Raw genomic sequence first — 21,232 nt, 5'->3', positions numbered from 1 at the left:
TCTGCGGCCCTATTCGGGGTATGCGACTCACAGTATTCGGAGCGTCCGGACGCACCGGCCGCCCGCTCGTCGAACAGGCACTCGACCGCGGCCACGAGGTCGTCGCGTTCGTCCGCTCGGCGTCGAAACTCGACGTCGAGGACGACGATCTGACCGTCGTCGAGGGAGACGCCTACACCGGCGAGGGTGTCGCCGAGGCCGTCGACGGTGCCGACGCGGTCGTCTCCGTCCTGGGCCAGACCGGTGACGGCCCCGCCGACCTGCTGACCGTCGCCGGCGACCATATCCTCGACGCGATGGGCGACGCCGGTGTCACCCGATTCGTCACACTCGTCGGCGCCGGCGTCCGCGAGGAGGGCGAGTCGGTCACGCTCTCGGGGAAGGTCATGGGGACGCTGCTGAAGGTCCTCGCTCGAAGTGCGCTGGAGGACGCCGAGGAACACGTCCGGCGGGTCCGTGCGACCGACCTCGACTACACGGTCGTCCGCGCACCCAGGCTGACCGACGCCGAGGGTGACGGCGACTACCGCGCGGGCGACATCGACCTCGGGTTCGAGGCCGTCGCGCGACCCGACGTTGCCCGATTCATCCTCGACTGCATCGGGGACGAGCAGTACGTCGGCGCGATGCCGAAGGTGGGGCCGACATGACCCGCGTGCTCGTGACGGCGGCGACGGGCACGGTGGGTCGCCACGTCGTCGCGGAACTGGCAGCCAGCGACGTGACCGTTCGGGCCGGCACGCGGAACCTGGCGGCGGCGAGCGACCGCCTCGACGCCGACGAGTTCGTCGAGTTCGACTTCGTTCGACCCGAAACGTGGGGGCAGGCGCTGGCCGACGTCGACCGCCTGTTCCTGGTTCGGGTCCCAGGTGTCGGCGTCGACGAGACGACCGCCGTCGCCGACGCGGCCGCTCGGGTCGGCGTTTCCCACGTCGTCTACCTCTCGGCGCTCGGTGCCGAGAAGAACCCGCTCATCCCCCATCACCGGATCGAACGGCACCTCCGGCGGACCGGGATGGTCCACACCTTCCTGCGGGCCTCGTTCTTCATGCAGAACCTCCACGAGGTCCACGGCGAGGATATCCGGGGCCACGACGAGGTGTTCGTCCCGGCCGGGGACGGCGAGACGAGTTTCGTCGACGCACGGGACGTCGGAGCGGCCGCGGCCACACTGCTCGCCGACCCCACCGACGCAGCCGAGAGCTACGACCTGACCGGGTCGGAGGCACTCGACTACGCGACCGTCGCGTCCGTGCTCAGCGACGTACTGGGCCGCAAGATCGGCTACCCCGCCCCCTCCATCCCGGCATTCGTCCGCCGCTGGCGCGCCCGCGGCGAGCCGCTGGGCTACGTCCTGCTGCTGGTGGGCATCTACACGACCGCCAGAGTCGGCCTGGCCGGGCGGGTCACCGACGACCTGGCACGGCTGCTCGGACGGGACCCACGGACGATCAGCGAGTACGTCAGCGACTACGCCGCCGAGTTCGGGGCGGTCCGGAACCCCACCCGGACCGCGCCGTAGCAGCCCCTCCTGGGCCAGACCGTCATCGGCCGCTGGCCAGCATATTTGTGCTCGCGCTCCGATTTCTGTGCGTGAACCGGAATCGAGCCATCGGAATCGGCCGTGCCCTCGTCGGGACGGTCCGCGAGGAGCAAGTGTCGTTCCTGGCGGCGGGCATCGCCTACTACATGTTCGTCTCGGTGCTGCCGCTGTTGTTGCTGGCGCTGGTCGTCGGCTCGCTGCTTGGCGGCGAGGCCTTCGCCGAGCAGGTCGTCGCGGCCGTCGGGTCGGCGCTGTCGCCGGCGGCCTCTGCGTTGCTGGAGGACGCACTGACCAGCGCCGCCGGCCGGGGCGGGGCCACCGTGCTGGGGATCGCAGTGATGCTCTGGGGCGCACTGAAGGTGTTCCGCGGGCTCGATCTGGCCTTCTCACAGGTCTACGGCGCCCACGACCCGAAGTCGTTCGTCGCGCAGGTCGTCGACGCGCTGTCGGCACTGGCCGGTATCGGCCTCGCCATCGTCGGCCTGGGCGTCGTCGGCGCGCTCGGGACGGTGCTTGGCGTCCAGGTCGCACTCGGCGGCCTCGCGCTCGTCCCCATCCTGACGGTCGCCTTCCTGCCGCTGTACTACGTCTTCCCCGACGAGGCGATGACGGTCCGGGAGGCCGTGCCCGGCGCCGCGCTCGCGGCCGTCGGCTGGGCGGTCCTGGGGACGGCGTTCAACGTCTACGCCGCCCAGGCCGACACGTACCAGCTCTACGGCGTCGTCGGCGGCGTCCTGTTGCTCGTGACGTGGTTCTACTTCGCCGGCCAGATACTGCTGGTCGGGGCGGCGCTGAACGCGACGCTGGCCGGCGGCACGGACCGGCAACTACAACAGGACGCGCTTCGAGGGTCCGGCAAAGCGATGAGCGAGGACGCCGACGCACACACCGGCGAGACGCCGCCGCCCAGCGGTGAGGGGGGAGACGGGCGGGCCGTCGACGACCTGTCAGACGAGGAGCTCGAAGCGCTACGCGAGGAGTTCGAGGAGTTCCGTGAGGACGTCGAGTCCCGCACGCTCCACCGCGAGGACGTCGAGGCCGACCTCAAACAGTACGTCCGGCGGCGGATGCGACGGGGACACGCCCGCGGGTGGGGCCCCTACGTCGTCCTGCTGTACGGGACGGTGATGACGCTGGGCGCGTTCTACTACCTGAACGGGCCGTGGGCAGTGGCCTCGATGCTCGTCATCTGGCTGTCGACGCTCGGCCTGTACGTCGTGATGCTCGTGGTCGGGGTCACCTTCCGGGTGACGGGCCTCCCGCGGCGTGCGGTCGACCGGGTCCGTGACTGGCGCCAGTGATCCGGGCCGTCGGCGTCACCGACCTGCTGTCGGCGCTGCCGGGCGTGGTGGTGGTCCTGTTCGCGCTGCTGACGCAACTCGGTGACTTCTGGCTGACGCTGTCGCTGTCTGCACTCTGCTACTGGCTCGGTCCGTACGCACCCCGTCTCGGCCGGGGCCTCACCCGCGAGCGCGGGGCGATGGTGCTGGCCCTGCTGGCGAGCGCGGTCGCGCTGACCGTCACGCTGAAGGCCGTCTTCGGCCTGCCGCGGCCGGTCGGTGCTGGCGTGCCGCCACACGCGGAGCTCGTGCCGGCGGCGTTCAAAGACGTCTACGCGTCGATGGCGACCGGCGACAGGTACGGCTTCCCCAGCGGCCACGCCACGACGTCGCTTTTGGTCTGGGGCGGCCTCGCGTGGGCGGTCCGGGCGGGAACCCGACGACAGCGGGTGGCGGTCGCCGGCGGCGTCACGCTGCTCGTCGGCCTCTCACGGCTCGTGCTCGGCGTCCACTATCTCGTGGATATCCTCGCTGGCTTTGCCGTCGCCGGGACCGCCCTCTGGCTCGCGGTCACCCGCCTGCGGACGCCCGACCGCGTGTTCGGCCTGGCCGCAGTCGTCGCAGTCGGTGGCCTCCTCGTGGCCGGCCCCACCGTCGAAACGGCTGGCGCAGTGGCGATCGCCGCCGTCGGTGCCGTCACCTGGCGACTGCTCGGGGATCGACTGCCGGCCGGGACCCGCCGGGGCGCTACCCTGACGACGGGACTCGGGCTGGGGGCGTTCGTCCTCGGCGTGGCCGTCGCGGTACTGACCGATCCGACGCCGTTGTTGACCGGTCTGGGTGCCGGCGTCGGGACCGCACTCGTGCTGGCGACGCCACTGGCGGGCGAGCGACTCGCGAAAAAATGAGCGGTGTCGGCGCTTAGAAGGTCTCGAGGTACCGGTCGAGTTCCCACTGGGAGACGTCGACCAGGTAGTCCTTGAACTCCTCGCGCTTGGCCTCGACGAACTTCTCGGAGATGTGCGGGCCGAGCGCGTCGAGGACGACCTCGTCCTCTTCGAGCGCGTCGACGGCCTCGCCGAGGTTCGTCGGCAGGGTCTCGATGCCGTACTCCTCGCGCTTCTCCTCGTCGAACTCGTAGATGTTCTCCCGCACCGGGTCCGGGCAGTCGAGTTCCTTCTCGATGCCGTCCAGCCCGGCGTGGATGAGCGCGGCGAAGGCGAGGTACGGGTTACACGACGGGTCGGGGAAGCGGGCCTCGATACGCGAGGCGGCCGGGACGCGTGCGGCCGGCTTGCGGATCAGGGCCGAGCGGTTGCGGTCCGACCAGGCGACGTAGACGGGTGCCTCGTAGCCGGGGACGAGCCGCTTGTAGCTGTTGACCGTCGGGTTCGTGACGGCGGCGAGTGCCGGAGCGTGTTCGAGGATACCGGCGGTGAACTGCTTTGCCGTCTCCGAGAGGTTGAACTCGTCGTCGTCGTCGTGGAACGCGTTCCCACTGTCGTCGAACAGCGAGATGTGCGTGTGCATCCCGGAACCGTTGATGCGCGGGATGGGCTTGGGCATGAACGTCGCGTGCAGGTCGTGTTCGGCCGCGATGGCGCGGACGACCGACCGGAAGGTCCCGACGTTGTCCGCCGTCGAGAGCGCGTCGTCGTACTCGAAGTTGATCTCGTGCTGGCCCTGAGCGACCTCGTGGTGGGACGCTTCGATGTCGAAGCCCATGTCCTCGAGGCCGTAGATGATGTCACGGCGAACGTCGCTGGCGAGGTCCTTGGGCGCGAGGTCGAAGTAACCACCGGCGTCGTTGGTCTTCGTCGTCGCGCGGCCGTTCTCGTCCTCCTCGAAGAGGAAGAACTCCGGCTCGGGGGCCGCGTTGACGGTGTAGCCCATCTCCTCGGCGCGGTCGAGCGCGTCCTGGAGGACACCACGCGGGTCGCCGGCGAACGGCGCATCCGTCGAGGTGTCGTGGACGTCACAGATGAGGCGGGCGCTGGCGCCGCCCTCGATGTCGTCGCGGCTCCGCCACGGGAGCAGGGCGAACGTCGACGGGTCCGGGACCAGGCGCATGTCCGACTCCTGGATACGGACGAAGCCGTCGATGGACGACCCGTCGAAGTAGATGCCCTCGGAGAACGCCTTCTCGGCCTGCTCGGCCGGGACGGAGACGTTCTTCACCGTGCCGAGGATATCTGTGAACTGAAGTCGAAGGAAGTCGACGTTGTTCTCTTCGATCTCATCGAGTACCGCCTGTGCCTCGTCGGAGAGTTCGCTTGTCATCTTTGAACACCCGATAGGAACACTGGCACTACTAAAACCCTGCCGTTTTGCGCAAAGATTCCGAACTCGCCGGCGCCATCTGGACATTCGTAAAATTCTAATGCCCACGGGGCGTGAATGGATGTAATGACGTACGAAAATCTCGACCGCAAGTTGGTGAATGCCCTGCTGGGGGACGGACGCGCCAGTCTCCGTAGCCTCGGCGAGGACCTCGACGTCTCGGTGACGACGGTCTCGAACCACCTCTCGACGCTCGAGGACGAGGGTATCATCAACGGGTACACACCCAAGGTCGACTACGGGGCACTGGGGTACGACGTCACCGCGATCATCCAGCTGAAGGTGGAGGGGTCGTCGCTACCGGACGTCACCGAGGACCTCAAACACCACAAGCAGATGATCTCCGTCTACGAGGTCACCGGCGACTACGACATCATCGCTATCGGGAAGTTCACCGACACCGACGGGATGAACGCCCAAATCAAGGAGCTGTTGACCGACCCCGACATCAAGGAGTCCAACACCTCCGTCGTCCTCAACGCCGCGAGCGAGAACGAACAGTTCGACCTGGATCTCGACGACGAGTAAGCGACCGCCGTTCTGCCGTCCGCCAGTTTTCCAGCGGCTGCGCCGTGCTGACACGTCACCTCGTATCGGCCGACCGACGGATTCTTGACTGACCAGTCAGTTAGTTACTGGTAATGAGTGACGGCGACACTGCAGACGACATCATGAGCGCGACCTATCGTGCGCTCTGTACCCACGGGTACGCCGATCTGACGATGCAGGACATCGCCGACGAGTCCGACAAGAGCAAAGCGGCCCTCCACTACCACTACGACAGCAAACACGAGTTGCTGTGTGCGTTCCTGGAGTACCTCTACGACGGCTTCGTCGAGCGTGTCCAGGATCCCGGCGGCGACGACCACACGATGCGCCTGCTGGAACTGATCGACGCGGTGCTGGACAAACCCGACGACGAGGACGAGGAGTTCGGGACGGCGATCCTGGAGATCCGGGCCCAGGCACCCTACGAACCCGGCTTCCGTGAACGACTGACCCGGTTCGACGACTACCTCGTCGGCGAGCTGACAGCGATCCTCGAGGACGGCATCGCGCACGGGACGTTCGACCCCGATATGGACCCCGAGGACACGGCGATGTTCATCGTCACGGTGCTGACCGGCGCGGCGACCGAACGGGTCACCGCCGGCCGGCCGGTCGAGTGTACCAAGCAGATGCTCACCGAGTACGTCGAGACGCACCTGCTGGCCGATCCGCGGGAGGTCGAAGCGTGAGCCCGCGCGAGGTCGCAGAACGTATCGCAGATCGGGTCGGCGGCCTCTTCAAGGGCCAGGACGAACTCGATCTCACGAGCGGCGAGATCGGTAAGCCACTGCTGTATCTCTCCTTTCCCATCGTCATCACGAACCTCCTGCAGGTCGCCTACAACCTCGCGGACACGTTCTGGCTCGGCCAGTACTCGACGACGGCGCTGGCGGCGATCTCCTTTGCCTTCCCGATGATCTTCCTGCTGATCTCGCTGGGAATGGGCCTCTCGGTGGCCGGGAGCGTGCTGGTCGCCCAGCACACCGGCGCCGAAGAGCCCGAAAAGGCCGAGTACGCCGCCTCGCAGACGCTGACCTTCGCCGTCGGCGCCTCGTTCGTGCTTGGCGCGATCGGCTTCTTCTTCGTCGAGGACTTCCTGGCGCTGCTGGGGGCCTCCCAGCAGGTCCTGCCCGGTGCGACCGGCTACCTCCAGGTCGTCTCGCTGGGCCTGTCGACGATGTTCGGCTTCTTCGTGTTCATCTCGCTGATGCGCGGGGCCGGCGACACCATCACGCCGATGCTCGTGATGTTCGGGACGGTCGTCCTGAACATCGCGCTGGACCCGTTCCTCATCTTCGGGTGGGGCCCGTTCCCGGAACTGGGCGTCGTCGGCGCGGCGGTGGCGACCATCTTCTCGCGCGGCCTGGCGTTCGCCGTCGGCATCGCGATCATGCTGCGCGGGACCCGTGGTATCCAGATCCACCTCCGGGATATGGTTCCCGACCTCTCGTACCTGGGGAAACTCCTCCGCCTGGGCGTCCCCGCTTCCATCGAGGGGACCGGCCGGGCGCTGTCGGTCAACATGATGCTGTTCATCGTCGGAACGTTTTCGGTGACCGTCGTCGCCGCCTTCGGCGTCGGGATCCGCGTGTTCTCGCTCGTGTTCATGCCCGCTATCGCGATGGACCGGGGTGTCGAGACGATGACTGGCCAGAACCTCGGGGCCGAGCGCCCCGACCGGGCCGCGACGGCGAACCACTTCGCCGCGAAGGTGTCGTTCGTCATCCTCACCGTCCTCGGTGCGGTCACCATCTTCGCCGCACCGACGGTCGTCAGCGTGTTCAGCGACGACCCCGAGGTTGTCCGGATCGGCGCCGACTTCCTCCAGTGGGTCGCCCCCACGTTCGGCTTCATCGGCATCGTTCGGGCGTACTCCGGCGGGTTCCGGGGTGCCGGCAAGACGCTCACCGCGGCCGCGCTGGCGGTGACGATGCTGGGGATCATCCGCCTACCGGTCGCCTGGGTGGCGTCCCGCCCGGTCGCGGTACCGGCGTGGTTCGGCCCGACGCTCGTCGACCTGTTCGCCCAGTCGCTGGCCGAGCAGGGTATCTGGCTCGCCTTCGGCGTCTCGAACGTCCTCGCAGCGGGTATCGCGACTGTCTGGTTCCTCCGGGGCACCTGGCGGGACGCCGACCCGCGTGCAGCGAGCGGCCCGGCGACGGCCGACGACTGAACCGGGGCCAGTCGCCGACGCGAAACCGTCGTGTGACGGCCGTCTGACTGAGTTTGATGTGCTGGCGTGCCAACCAGCCACACATGAGTTCCGGGGCCGAGAGACGTGACGACGCCGACGGCCTGCTGTCGGTGTTCGGTGCGCCCCTGGTGTCCGCGCTGGAGAGCGACGCCGACAGGGAGGCCGCACGCGCGCTCTGTCTGCTCGCCGACGCCGACGCCACCGTGGTCCCCGCCCTGACCGACCGGCTGCTCGACCGACTCCCGGACGCCGACGACCAGCAGGCACTCGTCCGGACGCTCGCGACGCTAGCGGCCGACCACACCGACGCCGTCCGCCGAACCGTCGCCGGCCGCGACCACGCCGACCGTCTCGGGAACGCAATCGCCCGCGCCGAGGGGTGGGAGTTCGACCGGGCGGCCGACGGCGGGACCGACGTCCTCGGCGCGGTCCGCCAGGCCGTCGACGCCGAGCGGGCGGAATCGCCCGGTCCCGGTGTCGTCGAACGCCGACCCGACACCAGTGGGAGAGCCGCCGACGCCGACCGGGCCGCCGAACGGGAACACCGCGGCGACCCGGCCGCGGTCGCCCGCCGTGAGCGCATCGCCCGCGCGGAGGAGTCCGAAGCGTTCCGTGCGATCAGTCTGCTGGGCGCCTTCGAGGACATCACCGTCATCGAACCGGAACAGTCCGTGCGGTACGGCTCGGTGCTGCGGACGCGTGCGACCATCGCCGGCGAAGAACACGGCGTCGCACTCCGGCTGTTCGACCCGCCGGACGACGGCGAGCAACAGAAGGCGTTCGGCGCCGCCGTCGCCGAAGCACTCGCACAGTGGGACGGCCTGGCCGTCCACGACGGGGTCGCGACGGTCCACGACTGGGGCGACTACCCCCGACCGTGGGTCGCGACGCCCTTTCTCGACGGGACGCTCGCCGACCGGGGCCGGGCCAGCGTCGAACGCACACTGCGCGAGGTCGCCCACCTCGCCAGCGCCGTCGCCCACTGTCACAACAACGGCGTCGTCCACGGCGGCCTCGACCCGAAGACGGTTGTCTACCCGTCCAGCGAACTCGACGGTCTGCCGGCGCCGCGTCTCGACAACGTCGGCGTGCTGGCGGCCACCCGCGACCACGTCGAACCCGCGAACTACCTCGACCCCCGGTACGCCGCCCCGGAGTACTTCGAGCGGTCGTTCGGCGCCGTCGACGCCGCGACCGACGTCTACGCGCTGGGGGCCATCTGCTACCGACTGGTGACCGGTCGGCCGCCGTTCTCGGGCGACTACGCCGACGTCCGCCGTGGCGTCGTCGACGGCCGGGTCCCGGCGCCGAGCGGCCAGCGGCCAGGGCTCCCCGAGGCCGTCGACGCCATCGTCAGGAAGGCCACCGCCAAGCGGAAACTCGGTCGCTACGAGACCGCCGCGGCCGTCAGGCGGGACTGCTGGCGGCTGGTACAGTCGCTGGACTCAGAATAGGAGCCCGGACCGCAACGCTGCGACCAGCAGCGTCACCGTGAGCACGCTCGCGACCGTCGTCACGAACACGGTCGCGCTGACGAACTCGCCGGGCGAGCGCTCCCCCGTGCCGGCGCTGAACGCGCCCACGAGGATGAGCGTCGTCACGCCCGTCGGCGTCGCCAGCAGGAGCACGACCACGCGGGCAGCCGTCGTGTTCCCGAAGCCGATGAGCGTGGCTGTCGCGAGTACCGCCCCGACGGCCACGAGGGGGGCGAGCAGGAGTTTCAGCCCGCTGGCGACGCCCACCGGCCACAACGTCTCTGTCGAATCGACCGACGAGAGCTGGATGCCAAGGATGAGCAACATCACCGGGATGGAGGCGTTCCCCAGCAGTTCCATGGTCTGCATGAGCGTCGACTCGACCGGCGGGACGACACCGAGCCAGCGGACCGCCAGGGCGACCACGACGGCGTAGACCAGCGGGACGCCGAAGACCCGCCGCATGTCCGCCAGTGGGCTGCTCCCGCTGCCTCTGGCTGCCACGTAGATGCCGACGGTGTAGAGCAACACCCCCTGGAGTGCCGTCACGAGGACCGCGACACTCCGTCCCGTCGCGCCAAACGCGAAGTCGGCCAGCGGGATGCCGTAGTTGCCCGTGTTCGGGAAGACGCTCACGAGGACGAACGCGCCGAGGAACGGTTCGGTCTGGCCCCAGAGGCGACCGACACCCTCGGCGACGGCCAACATCGCGGCGGTGAAGCCCCCGACGGCGACGACGACCGCGGCGATGGTCTCACCGGCCAACTGCGAGGTCGTCAGGCTGTGGACGACCAGCGCCGGCGCGAGGACGTAGACCGTGATGGTGTTGAGCGGGTCCGGATCGACCCCCTCGTACCGGCCCAGCGCGAACCCGACGACGGCGACACCCACGACCGGGAGGATCGCGGACGCGAAGATGCCGAGTAGCGACACGCTCTGGGCTCGCGCACCGACGGATAGAACGTTTTCGACTCGCTACGCGATCAGTCGAGGCGCTTGCGCCCCCCGAGTCGCCAGCGGAGTTGCCGGGCGGCGATTCCGAGGAGTTTCCCCGGCCCCTTCGGGAAGTTGTCCAGTTGTTCGACGAGACCGAGCGCGTCGGCGAGGATCCACGCCTCCGCTATTCGCCCGTCTTCGATCCGGTAGTAGCCGAATTGCGGGATCTCGAAGGACTGGCCCGTCGGCGCGATCTCGCGGTCCTCGATACGGACGGGACCGACGTTTCGCCCGCTCGCGGTCACGTACGCCGCGATCTCGTCACCGTTCGTGACCGACCGCTCGACGGTCATCTCGACGTCGACGAACGTGTCCTCGTTGGTCCGCGTCGCCTCGACGATGGCGTCCCTCCCCTCGGTGTCGAGCGGCCAGCGGGGCTGATGCAGGAGACAGTCGTCGGTCACGAGGTCGGCGATACCGTCGGCGTCACCGCCGACGAACGCCGCCAGGAACGCTTCGACGAGACGCTCGTCGGACGCTGATACCGCTGAGCCGCTGTCTGCCGCTGCCATGGTGAGTCACCACCGTAGATATATGCTGTTTGGTAGCATAGCTCTATCGTCGGTCGACAGTAGTCGCGCCGCGACTGTGAGAAACTGGCGAGTCGGCTGGTAGCAACTGGGACAGATCCGGTCTGTAGTATCCGGGAGTCCGAGCGGCAAGCGGGCCGTCGGTCAGCGGTCGCCGGTGTCGACCCGCGGGTCCAGCACGCCATACGAGAGGTCCTGGACGACGTTGCCCAGCACGCCGACCGCGATGATGACCAGCGTCCCGCCGAGCAACACCGGCAGGTCCCGCTGCTGGACCGACCGGAACAACAGCAGTCCGAACCCCTCGATGCCGAAGAGTACTTCGACGACGAAGACGGCCAGGACCAGCAGCGCGAGTGCCTCGGTGAACACCAGCGAGAAGATGGGGATGGCGGCGTTCCGGAGGACGTGGGCGGCGACGCGTCTGCTGCCGACCCCTTTCGCCCGGACCAGTCGGACGACGTCGGAGGTAGCGTACTCCAGCGAGTGGGCCCGCGCGTAGCTCACGACGGCCCCCAGCAGCGTCGTCGCGGTCAGGACGACGGGGAAGACGTGCTGGAACAGGGCCGCCGGTGGGTCGATGACGCCACCGGCCGCGAGCGAGCGCGCCATGCCGCCGATCCAGAAGTTCGGCACGGCGAACGCGAGGTAGCTCCCGGTCAGCCCTAGTCCGGCCAGGCGACTGTCGGGGGACAGCGCCGCGTACAGCCCCAGTCCGATGCCGGCGCCGACCGCGAGGACGAGCGCCGGGAGGACGTACAGCGCCGTCCGGCCGACGGCACCGACGACCAACCCGAGTACGGGCTCGCCGACCCGGAACGAGGTGCCCCAGTCGAGGGTCACCATGTTCCAGAGCCAGTCGCCGTACTGGACCCAGATGGGTCGGTCGAGCCCACGAGCGGCGAGATACTGGTTGCGAACCCTGTCGAGGACGGCCTCCTCGGTGCCGGCCCATTTGAGCGCGCCCAGACGCTGGTTGAGCACCCAGTCCTCAGTGAGCGTGAACAGCGCGAACACCGACGTCAGGACGACCCAGGCGGCACCGAGCCCGAGCGCGAGTCGCCAGGCGAGGAGCCGGAGGAACTTCACCGGCCCCACCTCGGACGGGGGTGTCGGCAAGGACACGAGGGCTGTCGTCGGGGATCGAACCGCTCCACGGGGGCGGAGCGAGGGGGCAAACAGGCGGGCGGCATCGTCACTCGGCTTTGCGTCGACGCCCCTGAAAAAGCCCACGGCGGGCCGAACAGGTACTTTTATACTGCTCCGTGCAACGCGTTGGCATACCCTCCATGGCCGAGCCCGACGGTCCCCGCTTCCAGCGTGTCGACTGGGAGACGATCGACGACAGCACCGGCTCAGTCACCGCCGAGCGCGCCGTCGCGCTCGTCGGCCTGCTCGCAGTGGGTAGCCTCTTCCTCTACGACCACTACGTCGCACACGTCTACCTCGTGGGGACCTGGGAGGTGTTGCCCGTCGACTGGGCGGCGATGGTCGGCCTCGTGGTGCTCGGTGCCTACGGCGTCGTCCCCCTCTGGCGGCGCCCGCAGATCATCGGCCGATTCCTCGGTGCGGTGCGGGCCCGGCCCCGCCTGCTCGTCGGGACGACACTGCTGGCGGTCTTCGCCGTGCTCGGCGTGGTCGTCCCGCTGGTGATCGGCCGGCCCGAACTCAACTTCGTCGACGCCTTCCAGCCCCCGCTCGGCTTCACTGCCGAGCGGTTCGGTCCGGCCTGTTACGGCGAGACGACCGTCGGCGAGGGCATCACACGCTACTGTCACGGCTCGACGTACTACCCCTACGGCACCAACCACCGTGGCCACCCGATGGAGTACATGGTCGTCTACGGCGCCCGGACGGCGGCATACGTCGTCGTCTTCGCCGCCGCGTTCATCGTCCCGCTGGCGACGGCCGTCGGGGTCGCCGCCGGCCTCCGTGGCGGCCGGCTGGACGACCTCCTGATGGGCTACGTGGACGTCCAGCTCTCGATCCCGGCACTGTTCGTCTACTTCATCGGCTACATGTACTACGGCCCGTCGCTGCTCCTGTTGTTGCTCACGTTCGGGCTGTTGAGCTGGGGTGGTATCGCGCGGCTGGTCCGTAGCGAGGTACTCCAGCGCCGAGAGGCCGGCCACGTCCTCCTGGCACGCAGCCAGGGCGCGTCGATGCGGTATCTCGCCCGGCGTCACGTCCTCCCGAACGTGACCAACACGCTCGTCCCCGCCGTCTTCCACCTCTTCGCGATCCTGGTACTGGCAGAGGCCGGCGTCGCCTTCCTCGGGTTCAGCGACGTAGAGCTGTACTCGTGGGGGTCGACCATCGCCGAGGGGTTGCACACCGAGGACATGCACCCCCACGAGGTCTGGTGGATCACGACGCTGCCGGCGCTCGCACTGACCCTGCTCGTCGTCGCGTTCAAACTCGTCGGCGACGGCCTCCGCGACATACTCGACCCACGACGGAGTCCTGACCGATGACTGCTTCCCCCCCACCACGGCCCGACGACCCCCTCCTCGACGTAACGGACCTCAGAACGTACGTCCACGCCGACCGCGGGACCGTCCGTGCGGTCGACGGCGTGAGTTTCACCGTCGATCGCGGCGAGGCAGTCTGTGTCGTCGGCGAGTCCGGCAGCGGCAAGAGCGTCACCTGCGAGTCCCTGACAGGGCTCGTCCCCAGTCCCCCGGCCGAGCGCGTCTCGGGGACCGTCCGGTTCGACGGCGAGACGGTCGACGCCGCGCGCGCCCAGCGAGCACTCCGCGGGGACCGTATCGGTCACGTCTTCCAGAACCCACAGCACGCGCTGGACCCCGTCTACACCGTCGGCGCACAGTTGCGCGAGGCGATCACCGCCCACGAAACGGTGTCGGCCGACCGGGCCCGCGAGCGGGCTGTCGACCTGCTCCGGCGTGTCGGCATCCCGGACGCCGAGACGCGCGTCGACGACTACCCCCACGAGTTCTCCGGTGGGATGTGCCAGCGGGTCGCCATCGCGACGGCACTAGCGGCCGATCCGGACCTCCTGATCGCCGACGAACCGACGACGGCCGTCGACGTGACCGTCCAGGCCCGGCTACTCGATCTCCTGCGTGGACTGCTCGACGACGGGATGGGGCTCTTGCTCGTGACCCACGACCTGCGGGTGGTCGCCGAGGTGGCCGACCGCGTGCTCGTGATGTTCGGCGGGACCATCGTCGAGCGCGGCCCCGTCGAAGCCGTCTTCGAGCGGCCCGGACACCCCTACACCCGGACGCTGCTGGACAGCTACGAGGAGTTCGAGCGCCGGACGGACCGCCCCGCTCGCGACGACCTCCCGACCGACGGCTGTCGGTTCCGGGCGGAGTGCCCCCACGCCGTCGACGCCTGTGCCGACGGCGACCAGACTCCGGCCTATCCCGTCACCCCCGACAGCGACGACGGGCACGTCGCCGCCTGTGTCCACTACGGGCCCGACGGCGACCGGGAACGGCTCGACGAGCCCGCGGAGCAGACACCGTCGGAGGCGACCGATGACTGAGGGCGACAGCGAGCCACTGCTCGCGGTCCGGGATCTGGAGAAACACTACCCGGTCACCGAGGGACTGCTCCGGCGGGAGGTCGGTCGCGTCCGGGCCGTGGACGGCGTGAGCTTCGACGTCCAGCGCGGTGAGACGCTCGGCCTGGTCGGCGAGTCCGGCAGCGGGAAGACCACGACCGCCCGGACGGTCCTGGGCCTCGAATCCCCGACCGGCGGGGAGGTCCGGTTCGACAGCGACCCCGTGAGTTCGCTCTCGGGTACCGCCGAGTCCGCGTTCCAGCGCCGCGTCCAGCTCGTGGTCCAGGACCCAAGCGAGGCGTTCAACCCCCGGACGACCGTCGGCGAGGCCGTCGCCGAACCGTTGGGCCTCCACGGCCTCTCGGAGCCGGAGCGCCGCCGAGCCATCGTCACGGACCTGCTCGAACGGGTCGGGCTGGCGGCGTCGGACTGGGACCGGTACCCCCACGAGTTCTCCGACGGCGAGAAACAGCGCCTGGCTATCGCCCGCGCGCTCGTCGTCGACCCCGACCTGCTGGTCGCCGACGAACCCACGAGCGCGCTGGACGCCCGCGTCGAGTCCGAGATACTTGGCCTGCTGGCCGACGTCCGTGAGTCGTTCGACGTCTCGATCCTGTTCATCAGCCACGACATCGACGTCGTCCGGCGGTTCTGTGATCGAGTGGCCGTGATGTACCTGGGCGAACTCGTCGAGACCGGCCCGACCGACACGGTCCTGTCGAACCCGGCACACCCGTACACGCGACTCCTGCTCGACTCCGTGCCGAGTCTGGACCCCACCGAGCGGGGACTGGCCAGGCCGCTGACCGACACCGTGCCCGATCCGGCAGCCCCTCCGAGCGGCTGTCGGTTCCACCCGCGCTGTCCTGCCGTGATCCAGCCAGAGGATGTCGACCTCCCGACGGAGACCTGGCAGGCCGTCGCGGCGTTCCGCTTCACCCTCGAATCCGGCGCACTCCCGGACGGCCTCGACGACACCGACGCCGTCCGCGACGCGTTCGACCTGCCGGACGGTATTGCCCACGAAGGAATCGAACGTGCGGTCGCGGACGCGGCGGCGGCTCTCGTCGATGGTGACCGTGACCGCGCCCGCGAGCGGCTGGCGACGGCGACGCCGACGGTCTGTGCCAGCGAACCACCCGAGACGGCGTCCGTCGACGGCTGTGCGGTCCAGTGCCACCGCTACGACGACTCGGAGCCTGGCGATCCACTCGTCGAGGACTGATACTAAGTCCTGGCGCTGTGTCCCGGTGCTCGACCGTGCGTCAGTCGGCGATACCGGGACGAAACGACAGGACTCCGACTCTGTGGAAACCCTCAGTAGGAGACAAGTCAGTACCCGGTTGTGGTCAATACAGGGTACTCACTGACCGCGCCCAGTGATCACCTCTCAGGAGTTTAGTAGAAAGGCCCTGCAAAATATAGAGAATCTATTCAGGACGATTTGTGAAGCTCAGTCACCGACCGGGGGGTTTCGACAGGGAACTACAATAAACATCTACGTGCTAGAATAGACGTCAGTCACTACTTCCCCTGCTTGATCGAGATTGTCCCATCCCGCAAATATGCCCAACCGGCGACGAGGAGATAGCCACAGATGAAAACTGGAACGATGATGACTGGGTCAAGCGACTGGAATTGAAGCCTAGCCCCGGAAACAGTGTGCTCCGTGCGCAAGATCGCCGGACCAACCGCTCCGGGCGGGCCAAAGAAGAGATTTTGCTCCGCGAAGTTGATGCCCGTGTGCAAACCGATCGGGAGTGCGAGCTCGTTCGAGAGAAGGTAGGCCAGTCCGAAAAGGCCGCCCATGACAGATGTCATGACCAGCGCGTACAATAACGAAATCTCTTCTGGATTCGATCCCAGTGGGCCGTGAAGGAATCCATAGACGAGCGAACTGCTCAGCCACGCGCCGAGTGCTGCCGTCGTTGGAGACAGGTCTCGAACAGACAGCCCTTCCGCAGCGTTCTTGAGAAAGAGGCCGCGAAACAACGTCTCTTCCCACAACCCGACGAATACCCAGCCGAGCAGGACGACTCCGAACCCAGTCATGAGCGTTTCTGCGTCTCCTGCTGAGAATGTTTCCACTGTAGTTACCACGCCAAGCTGGTGAGCGAAGCCGAAAGCGAGACCAACAAGCCCAATGCCGATGACAGCACCAACGACTGCTTCAAGCCCCCAACTGAAAGAGAGGGCAAATCCATAGTCTGAGAATCGTCGGTGATCGATGTAACGAGCCAGAAGCCCGGCTGTAGCGAGAACAGCAATAACGGCAAACAGGTGTGCGAAAAGGGGGACGAACAGGTCTTGTATTGCCACTTGCTGAACCACGAGTACGCCGCCCAGAGCACCGACAAATGTCAGACCAACTGCGATGATGATTCGCCAAGAAGCACGCAAACGGCTATCGGTGGTTCCACGGAATATCCGGTTACCTGCGGCTCTCAATCGACTTTTCATACGGATAGGGTATCAATCTATTATAATAAAGCAAGAGCCTGTGTTTCAGAACCGGAAACACCAGTTACTGGGATTCCCACAAAATGCCAACGTACGATATGCGCCCTGCATCTTGCACGGTGATCGGAAAAAATACTAATACGTTCATAGGTTCTGGTGGTCAATACGCACACCAACCTAACGGCTGTTTCAGCGTCAGAAGTGTCCAATTAATAGGGTTTCAACTGGGCCAGTAATCCGTACCAGCCACTATCGGCGCGAAAACGGAGAGAAGTCAGCGAGCGATGCGGAGCGGTAGCAGGGATGAGCATCCGGCGCGCGCAGCGCGCCGGTTCGACCGCGACAAGCGACCACCGCGCGCCGGAGGCGCGCGACGGGAGCGCAGTCGCGATTTTTCCCCAGGTTTTTGCACGACTGAGGGCGCGAAGCGCCCGAAGGAGTTGCAAAAAGTGGGTTTACATCATGCCGCCCATGCCGCCACCCATGCCGCCCATGCCGCCCATGCCGCCGGCGCCGGGTGCGCCGCCGGGGCCGCCTGGGCCGCCTTCCTCGTCGTCGTCGTCGCCCTGGCCACCCTTGAGGTCGCCAGCGGCGATGACGTCGTCGATGCGCAGGATCATCACTGCGGCTTCGGTTGCGGATTCGATTGCCTGGGTCTTCACGCGGAGGGGCTCGACGACGCCGTCCTCCTCCATGTCGACGATCTCGCCGGTGTAGGCGTCCAGGCCGGCGGCGACGTCGCCGCCGTCGTGCTTGCTGCGGAGATCGACCAGGGAGTCGATCGGGTCGTGACCGGCGTTCTCGGCGAGGGTGCGCGGGATGACGTCGATGGCGTCGGCGAAGGCCTCGACGGCGAGCTGCTCGCGGCCCCCGACGGAGTCGGCGTAGTCACGCAGGCCGAGCGCGAGTTCGGTCTCGGGGGCACCGCCGCCGGGCAGGACCTTGCCGTCCTCCAGCGTGGCGGCGACGACGCCGAGCGAGTCCTCGATGGCGCGCTCGACCTCGTCGACGACGTGTTCGGTGCCACCGCGCAGGATCATCGTGACGGCCTTGGCGTCCTCGACGTCCTCGACGAAGATGCGCTCGTCGCCGGCGATGTCCTTCTGGGCGACCGAGCCCGCGAAGCCGAGGTCGTCCTCGGTGATGTCGTCGATGTTCGAGACGATGCGGGCGCCCGTCGAGCGCGAGAGCGCGTCGATGTCGGACTTCTTGGCGCGGCGGACCGCCAGGATGCCCTCCTGGGCGAGGTAGTGCTGGGCCATGTCGTCGATGCCCTTCTGGCAGAAGACGACGTCGGCGCCGACCTCGGCGAGCTTGTCGACGTACTCCTTGAGCTGGGCCTCTTCCTGATCGAGGAACTGCTGGAGCTGATCGGGGTCGGTGACGTTGACCTCGGTGTCCAGCTCGGTCTCGGGGACCTCGATGGCCGTGTCGAGCAGCGCGATGTCGGCGTCCTCGACGGCGAAGGGCATGTTGTCGTGGACACGCTCCTTGTCGACGATGACGCCCTCGACGAGTTCGGACTCGTCCGTGGCGCCGCCGACGACCGTCTCGATCTGGATGTTGTCGGTGTCGACCGTGCCGTCGTCCTCGGCGACGGACTGGACGGCGCGGACGACGAGTTCGGCCAGAACGTCCTTGGAGGATTCGGCGCCCTTGCCGGTCATGGCCGTGCCGGCGACCTTCTCGAGGGTCTCGGTGTCGTCGGCGTCGACGTCGATAGCGTTCTCCTCGAGGATTTCCTTTGCCTTCTCGGCGGCCTGACGGTACCCCTGGGCCAGGATGGTGGCGTGGATGTCCTGGTCCAGCAGTTCCTCGGCCTTCGAGAGCAGTTCGCCGGCGATGACGACGGCCGTCGTCGTGCCGTCCCCGACCTCGTCCTCCTGGGTCTGGGCGACCTCGACGATCATGTTCGCGGCCGGGTGCTCGATGTCCATCTCGTCGAGGATGGTGACGCCGTCGTTCGTGACGACGACGGACCCGGAGTTGTCGACGAGCATCTTGTCCATCCCCTTCGGACCCAGTGTGGTCCGAACGGACTCGGCGACGGCCTTGCCGGCCGTGATGTTCATCGACTGCGCGTCTTTGCCGGATGTCCGCTGGGACTCCTCGGAGAGTACGATGAGGGGCTGGTTGCCCATCTGCTGTTGAGCCATAGTCAGGACGATGATTGATTGTCCTTCTATATAAAACCACTGGTGCCGGTGTCGCTGGGGCACCGCAGTCGGGCGGTGACGTATGTGTTAGTCGATGACACGCACCCGTTTATATACGGGCCACGGACCCGGTACGCCGGTCACGACTCACACACGTCACAGACGGCCATCTCCCCGTCCAGCGTGAACGTCAGGCGGTCGCCGTCCAGTTCGGCGACCACCTCGACCCGGAGCGGTGTCTCGGGGTAGACGGTGACGGCCTCGCCCGTGGCGGCGACCGGGAGTTCCCAGATGTACGTCTCTCTGGGGTCCCGGTCGTGGGCCTGGGAGAACGCGACGTACGCGGGATGTGGGACGAGCAGTTCACCCACGGTGGGGAAGCCGGTCTGGCCACAGACCCGACAGCGACAGGCGGCGACCGGCTGTGGGCGGTCGCTGGCCGCCTGCTCGTAGTCCTCGCCGCCCATCAGGCCGAAGTCGAGGTCACCCCCACAGGTGTCACAGACGCGCCGGGCGATAGTCGTGGCGTAGCCGCGTGCGTAGGCGTCGGCGATGTCCAGGATCTGGTCGGGCGAGCGCGTCGCGATGGCACGCGGCGGGATACCCATCATCTTGTAGCCGATCTCACAGTCCGGGCAGGCGATATAGAGCAACTGCTCGGTCGTGTAGCGGACGTCCAGCGCGGTCCCACAGTCGAGACAGGCCGACGCGCTCGAAAACGAGCGGACCGCGCTGTCGGCAGTATCCGCGGACCACCGGGCGATCATGTCGAAAGCGTACTGTCCGACCCAGGTCAGCCGATACGTGTCGCCCTGCTTCTCGACGAAGGTGTCCCGCAGTTCGTCGAGGTGGTAGTTGAACCGGCCGTTGTCACGGATGCCGACCGCGGACTGCAACTCCGAGTACGTGAGCCCGACCGGCGAACCGTCGATTGTCCCGTAGACGATGTCCTCGGGCGGCGTCTCGACTGCGGCCGCCCCGAGCGCCTCGACGATACGGACGCGCTGCTCGCTGGAGAGCCGCGAGAACGCGTCGGTCGCCGTCTGCCAATCCGGGCCCTCGACCATCCGCTCAGACGGTCACGTGCCAGCGACAAAATTGTCTCGCCGCGCTCACTGGCTCATCCCGAACCGCCGGTGGCGCAGTTCGGGCGTGATCTGGATACGGTCGATGTCCTGGCCGGTCCGGTACCAGACGAACGCCGCGCGCGTGAACAGTTCCCGACACTCCATGCGGACCTCGCGGGGGTTGCCCTCGGTGCGCTCGTGGATGTCCTCGATGGCCTGCCGGGTGAACAGGTCCGGCGCCTGCCCCTCGTACGGCTCGTCCCGGAAGTACGCCATCGACCGGGCCACGTACTCGGCGATGTCGCTGGGCGAGAAGGGGTCGATCCCCTCGTAGTAGCGTAGCCGTGAGTCCAGCGTTCCGCGGATCTCCGCGACACGGCGCTTGCCTTCGGGAGTCCCCGAGAGGAACAGGCGGACGCCGGCGTCACCGGCCACCTGTAGCGGCGAGAGCAAGTCGGCGTCGAGTACCTCGATCTCGTCGACGACGAGCAACAGCGTCCGGTCGTCCTCCCGGACCCGCCGGACGATCTCACGGACCGCCTGCTTGGCGTCGGCGGTCGCCCAGGGGATGCCGTTGCGGACCTGCGAGTAGTTGCCGAAGTCGACGGAGTAACCCGCCGAGTAGCCCGCCGTGAGGATGGTCTGGTAGAGCTTGCGTGCCGTGGTCTCGCCGGGGTTGTCCAGATGGGTGACGACGAACCGCTCGTGTTTCCCCAGGTCCCGTAGGACGATCTCGCGGAACGCCGACTTCCCGCTACCGTACGGGCTGACGAGCCCGATGTGCTGGTCCTGCAACAGCCAGGAGGTGACCTGATTCAGCATCTCCGTATCGTGCCGGACGTACAGCGGTTCCGGCATGTGGTCTAAGCCCGCCTCCTCGGTGAACGGCAGGTCGGTCACGTCCTCTGCTGCACCCCCCAGTGCCTCCCCGAACGAGAGGAGTCGCTGCTCGACCTCCGCCAGTTGGTCCAGCAGGACCCCGTCAGTGACCGACGTGTCCGACTCGGCGTCGGTCCGGATCCGTTCGAGTTTGTCGACGACCTCCGAGACGGTCCGGCCACTGTCGGTGTCGGTGTCGGTGCCGCCGCCGGGCGTGCTGGTATCGTTTGG

General features: G+C 67.7%; 19 protein-coding genes. 11 read left to right on the top strand and 8 right to left on the bottom strand.

Annotated elements, in window-relative coordinates:
* The first annotated feature begins 20 nt into the window (after positions 1 to 20).
* The 4 genes from Hhyl2_RS13995 to Hhyl2_RS13980 all read left to right on the top strand — a co-directional run bounded on the left by Hhyl2_RS13995 (position 21) and on the right by Hhyl2_RS13980 (position 3,731).
* Positions 21 to 650 (top strand): NAD(P)-dependent oxidoreductase, encoded by a 630-nt coding sequence (locus Hhyl2_RS13995; protein WP_483551384.1) that lies wholly within the window; start codon positions 21 to 23, stop codon positions 648 to 650.
* The gene (locus tag Hhyl2_RS13990) at positions 647 to 1,522 is read left to right on the top strand and encodes an SDR family oxidoreductase (protein ID WP_483551383.1); all 876 of its coding nucleotides are present in this window, start codon (positions 647 to 649) and stop codon (positions 1,520 to 1,522) included. Before Hhyl2_RS13995 ends, Hhyl2_RS13990 begins: the two co-directional genes overlap by 4 nt.
* A gap of 71 nt (positions 1,523 to 1,593) precedes the next feature.
* Positions 1,594 to 2,844: a YihY/virulence factor BrkB family protein gene (locus tag Hhyl2_RS13985; RefSeq protein ID WP_483551382.1), complete on the top strand. Its 1,251-nt coding sequence runs from the start codon at positions 1,594 to 1,596 to the stop codon at positions 2,842 to 2,844.
* Entirely contained in the window at positions 2,841 to 3,731 is an 891-nt protein-coding gene (locus tag Hhyl2_RS13980; RefSeq protein ID WP_483551381.1) for a phosphatase PAP2 family protein, read from the top strand. Before Hhyl2_RS13985 ends, Hhyl2_RS13980 begins: the two co-directional genes overlap by 4 nt.
* 13 nt (positions 3,732 to 3,744) lie before the next feature.
* On the opposite strand, the gene glnA is transcribed toward Hhyl2_RS13980, so the two are convergent.
* Positions 3,745 to 5,103 (bottom strand): type I glutamate--ammonia ligase, encoded by a 1,359-nt coding sequence (glnA, locus tag Hhyl2_RS13975; RefSeq protein WP_483551379.1) that lies wholly within the window; start codon positions 5,101 to 5,103, stop codon positions 3,745 to 3,747.
* A gap of 126 nt (positions 5,104 to 5,229) precedes the next feature.
* Here glnA and lrp point away from each other — a divergent pair, with 126 nt between their 5' ends.
* From lrp to Hhyl2_RS13955, 4 genes are all read left to right on the top strand, one after another.
* Complete coding sequence (gene lrp / locus Hhyl2_RS13970) at positions 5,230 to 5,691, top strand: HTH-type transcriptional regulator Lrp (protein ID WP_483551378.1); 462 nt, start codon at positions 5,230 to 5,232, stop codon at positions 5,689 to 5,691.
* 113 nt (positions 5,692 to 5,804) lie between these two features.
* Positions 5,805 to 6,401 carry a TetR/AcrR family transcriptional regulator gene (locus tag Hhyl2_RS13965; protein ID WP_483551377.1) on the top strand — a complete coding sequence of 199 codons (597 nt, stop codon included), beginning with the start codon at positions 5,805 to 5,807 and terminating at the stop codon, positions 6,399 to 6,401.
* A complete protein-coding gene (locus Hhyl2_RS13960; protein WP_483551376.1) occupies positions 6,398 to 7,885 on the top strand; it encodes an MATE family efflux transporter in 1,488 nt (495 codons plus the stop codon). The genes Hhyl2_RS13965 and Hhyl2_RS13960 overlap by 4 nt, the downstream gene beginning before the upstream one ends.
* A gap of 83 nt (positions 7,886 to 7,968) precedes the next feature.
* Positions 7,969 to 9,360, top strand: coding sequence for a protein kinase domain-containing protein (locus tag Hhyl2_RS13955; protein ID WP_483551375.1), 1,392 nt, complete (start codon positions 7,969 to 7,971; stop codon positions 9,358 to 9,360).
* Here Hhyl2_RS13955 and Hhyl2_RS13950 read toward each other — a convergent pair.
* From Hhyl2_RS13950 to Hhyl2_RS13940, 3 genes are all read right to left on the bottom strand, one after another.
* The gene (locus tag Hhyl2_RS13950) at positions 9,352 to 10,314 is read right to left on the bottom strand and encodes an AEC family transporter (protein ID WP_483551374.1); all 963 of its coding nucleotides are present in this window, start codon (positions 10,312 to 10,314) and stop codon (positions 9,352 to 9,354) included. The genes Hhyl2_RS13955 and Hhyl2_RS13950 overlap by 9 nt on opposite strands.
* 50 nt (positions 10,315 to 10,364) lie before the next feature.
* Positions 10,365 to 10,889 (bottom strand): ester cyclase, encoded by a 525-nt coding sequence (locus Hhyl2_RS13945; protein ID WP_483551373.1) that lies wholly within the window; start codon positions 10,887 to 10,889, stop codon positions 10,365 to 10,367.
* Between the two features lie 162 nt (positions 10,890 to 11,051).
* Positions 11,052 to 11,996, bottom strand: a complete 945-nt coding sequence (locus Hhyl2_RS13940) for an ABC transporter permease (protein ID WP_483551372.1) — start codon at positions 11,994 to 11,996, stop codon at positions 11,052 to 11,054.
* A gap of 200 nt (positions 11,997 to 12,196) precedes the next feature.
* On the opposite strand from Hhyl2_RS13940, the gene Hhyl2_RS13935 reads away from it, so the two are divergent.
* From Hhyl2_RS13935 to Hhyl2_RS13925, 3 genes are read left to right on the top strand one after another with little or no spacing between them, the layout of a single operon-like run.
* Entirely contained in the window at positions 12,197 to 13,381 is a 1,185-nt protein-coding gene (locus tag Hhyl2_RS13935; protein WP_483551371.1) for an ABC transporter permease, read from the top strand.
* Positions 13,378 to 14,421 carry an ABC transporter ATP-binding protein gene (locus tag Hhyl2_RS13930; RefSeq protein WP_483551370.1) on the top strand — a complete coding sequence of 348 codons (1,044 nt, stop codon included), beginning with the start codon at positions 13,378 to 13,380 and terminating at the stop codon, positions 14,419 to 14,421. Before Hhyl2_RS13935 ends, Hhyl2_RS13930 begins: the two co-directional genes overlap by 4 nt.
* Complete coding sequence (locus tag Hhyl2_RS13925; RefSeq protein WP_483551369.1) at positions 14,414 to 15,664, top strand: ABC transporter ATP-binding protein; 1,251 nt, start codon at positions 14,414 to 14,416, stop codon at positions 15,662 to 15,664. Before Hhyl2_RS13930 ends, Hhyl2_RS13925 begins: the two co-directional genes overlap by 8 nt.
* Before the next feature lie 299 nt (positions 15,665 to 15,963).
* Here Hhyl2_RS13925 and Hhyl2_RS13920 read toward each other — a convergent pair whose 3' ends face one another.
* From Hhyl2_RS13920 to Hhyl2_RS13905, 4 genes are all read right to left on the bottom strand, one after another.
* The gene (locus tag Hhyl2_RS13920; RefSeq protein ID WP_483551368.1) at positions 15,964 to 16,899 is read right to left on the bottom strand and encodes a lysostaphin resistance A-like protein; all 936 of its coding nucleotides are present in this window, start codon (positions 16,897 to 16,899) and stop codon (positions 15,964 to 15,966) included.
* A 455-nt stretch (positions 16,900 to 17,354) separates the two neighbouring features.
* Complete coding sequence (thsA, locus tag Hhyl2_RS13915) at positions 17,355 to 19,040, bottom strand: thermosome subunit alpha (protein ID WP_483552033.1); 1,686 nt, start codon at positions 19,038 to 19,040, stop codon at positions 17,355 to 17,357.
* Between the two features lie 155 nt (positions 19,041 to 19,195).
* Positions 19,196 to 20,122: a DUF7351 domain-containing protein gene (locus Hhyl2_RS13910; protein WP_483551367.1), complete on the bottom strand. Its 927-nt coding sequence runs from the start codon at positions 20,120 to 20,122 to the stop codon at positions 19,196 to 19,198.
* A 45-nt stretch (positions 20,123 to 20,167) separates the two neighbouring features.
* Positions 20,168 to 21,142 carry an AAA family ATPase gene (locus Hhyl2_RS13905; protein ID WP_483552032.1) on the bottom strand — a complete coding sequence of 325 codons (975 nt, stop codon included), beginning with the start codon at positions 21,140 to 21,142 and terminating at the stop codon, positions 20,168 to 20,170.
* Between the last annotated feature and the right edge of the window lie 90 nt (positions 21,143 to 21,232).

The sequence above is a fragment of the Haloarcula sp. H-hyl2 genome (genome assembly GCF_056934385.1).
Note: the sequence above shows the minus strand (reverse complement) of the source record. Positions and strands in the feature narration are given on the sequence as shown.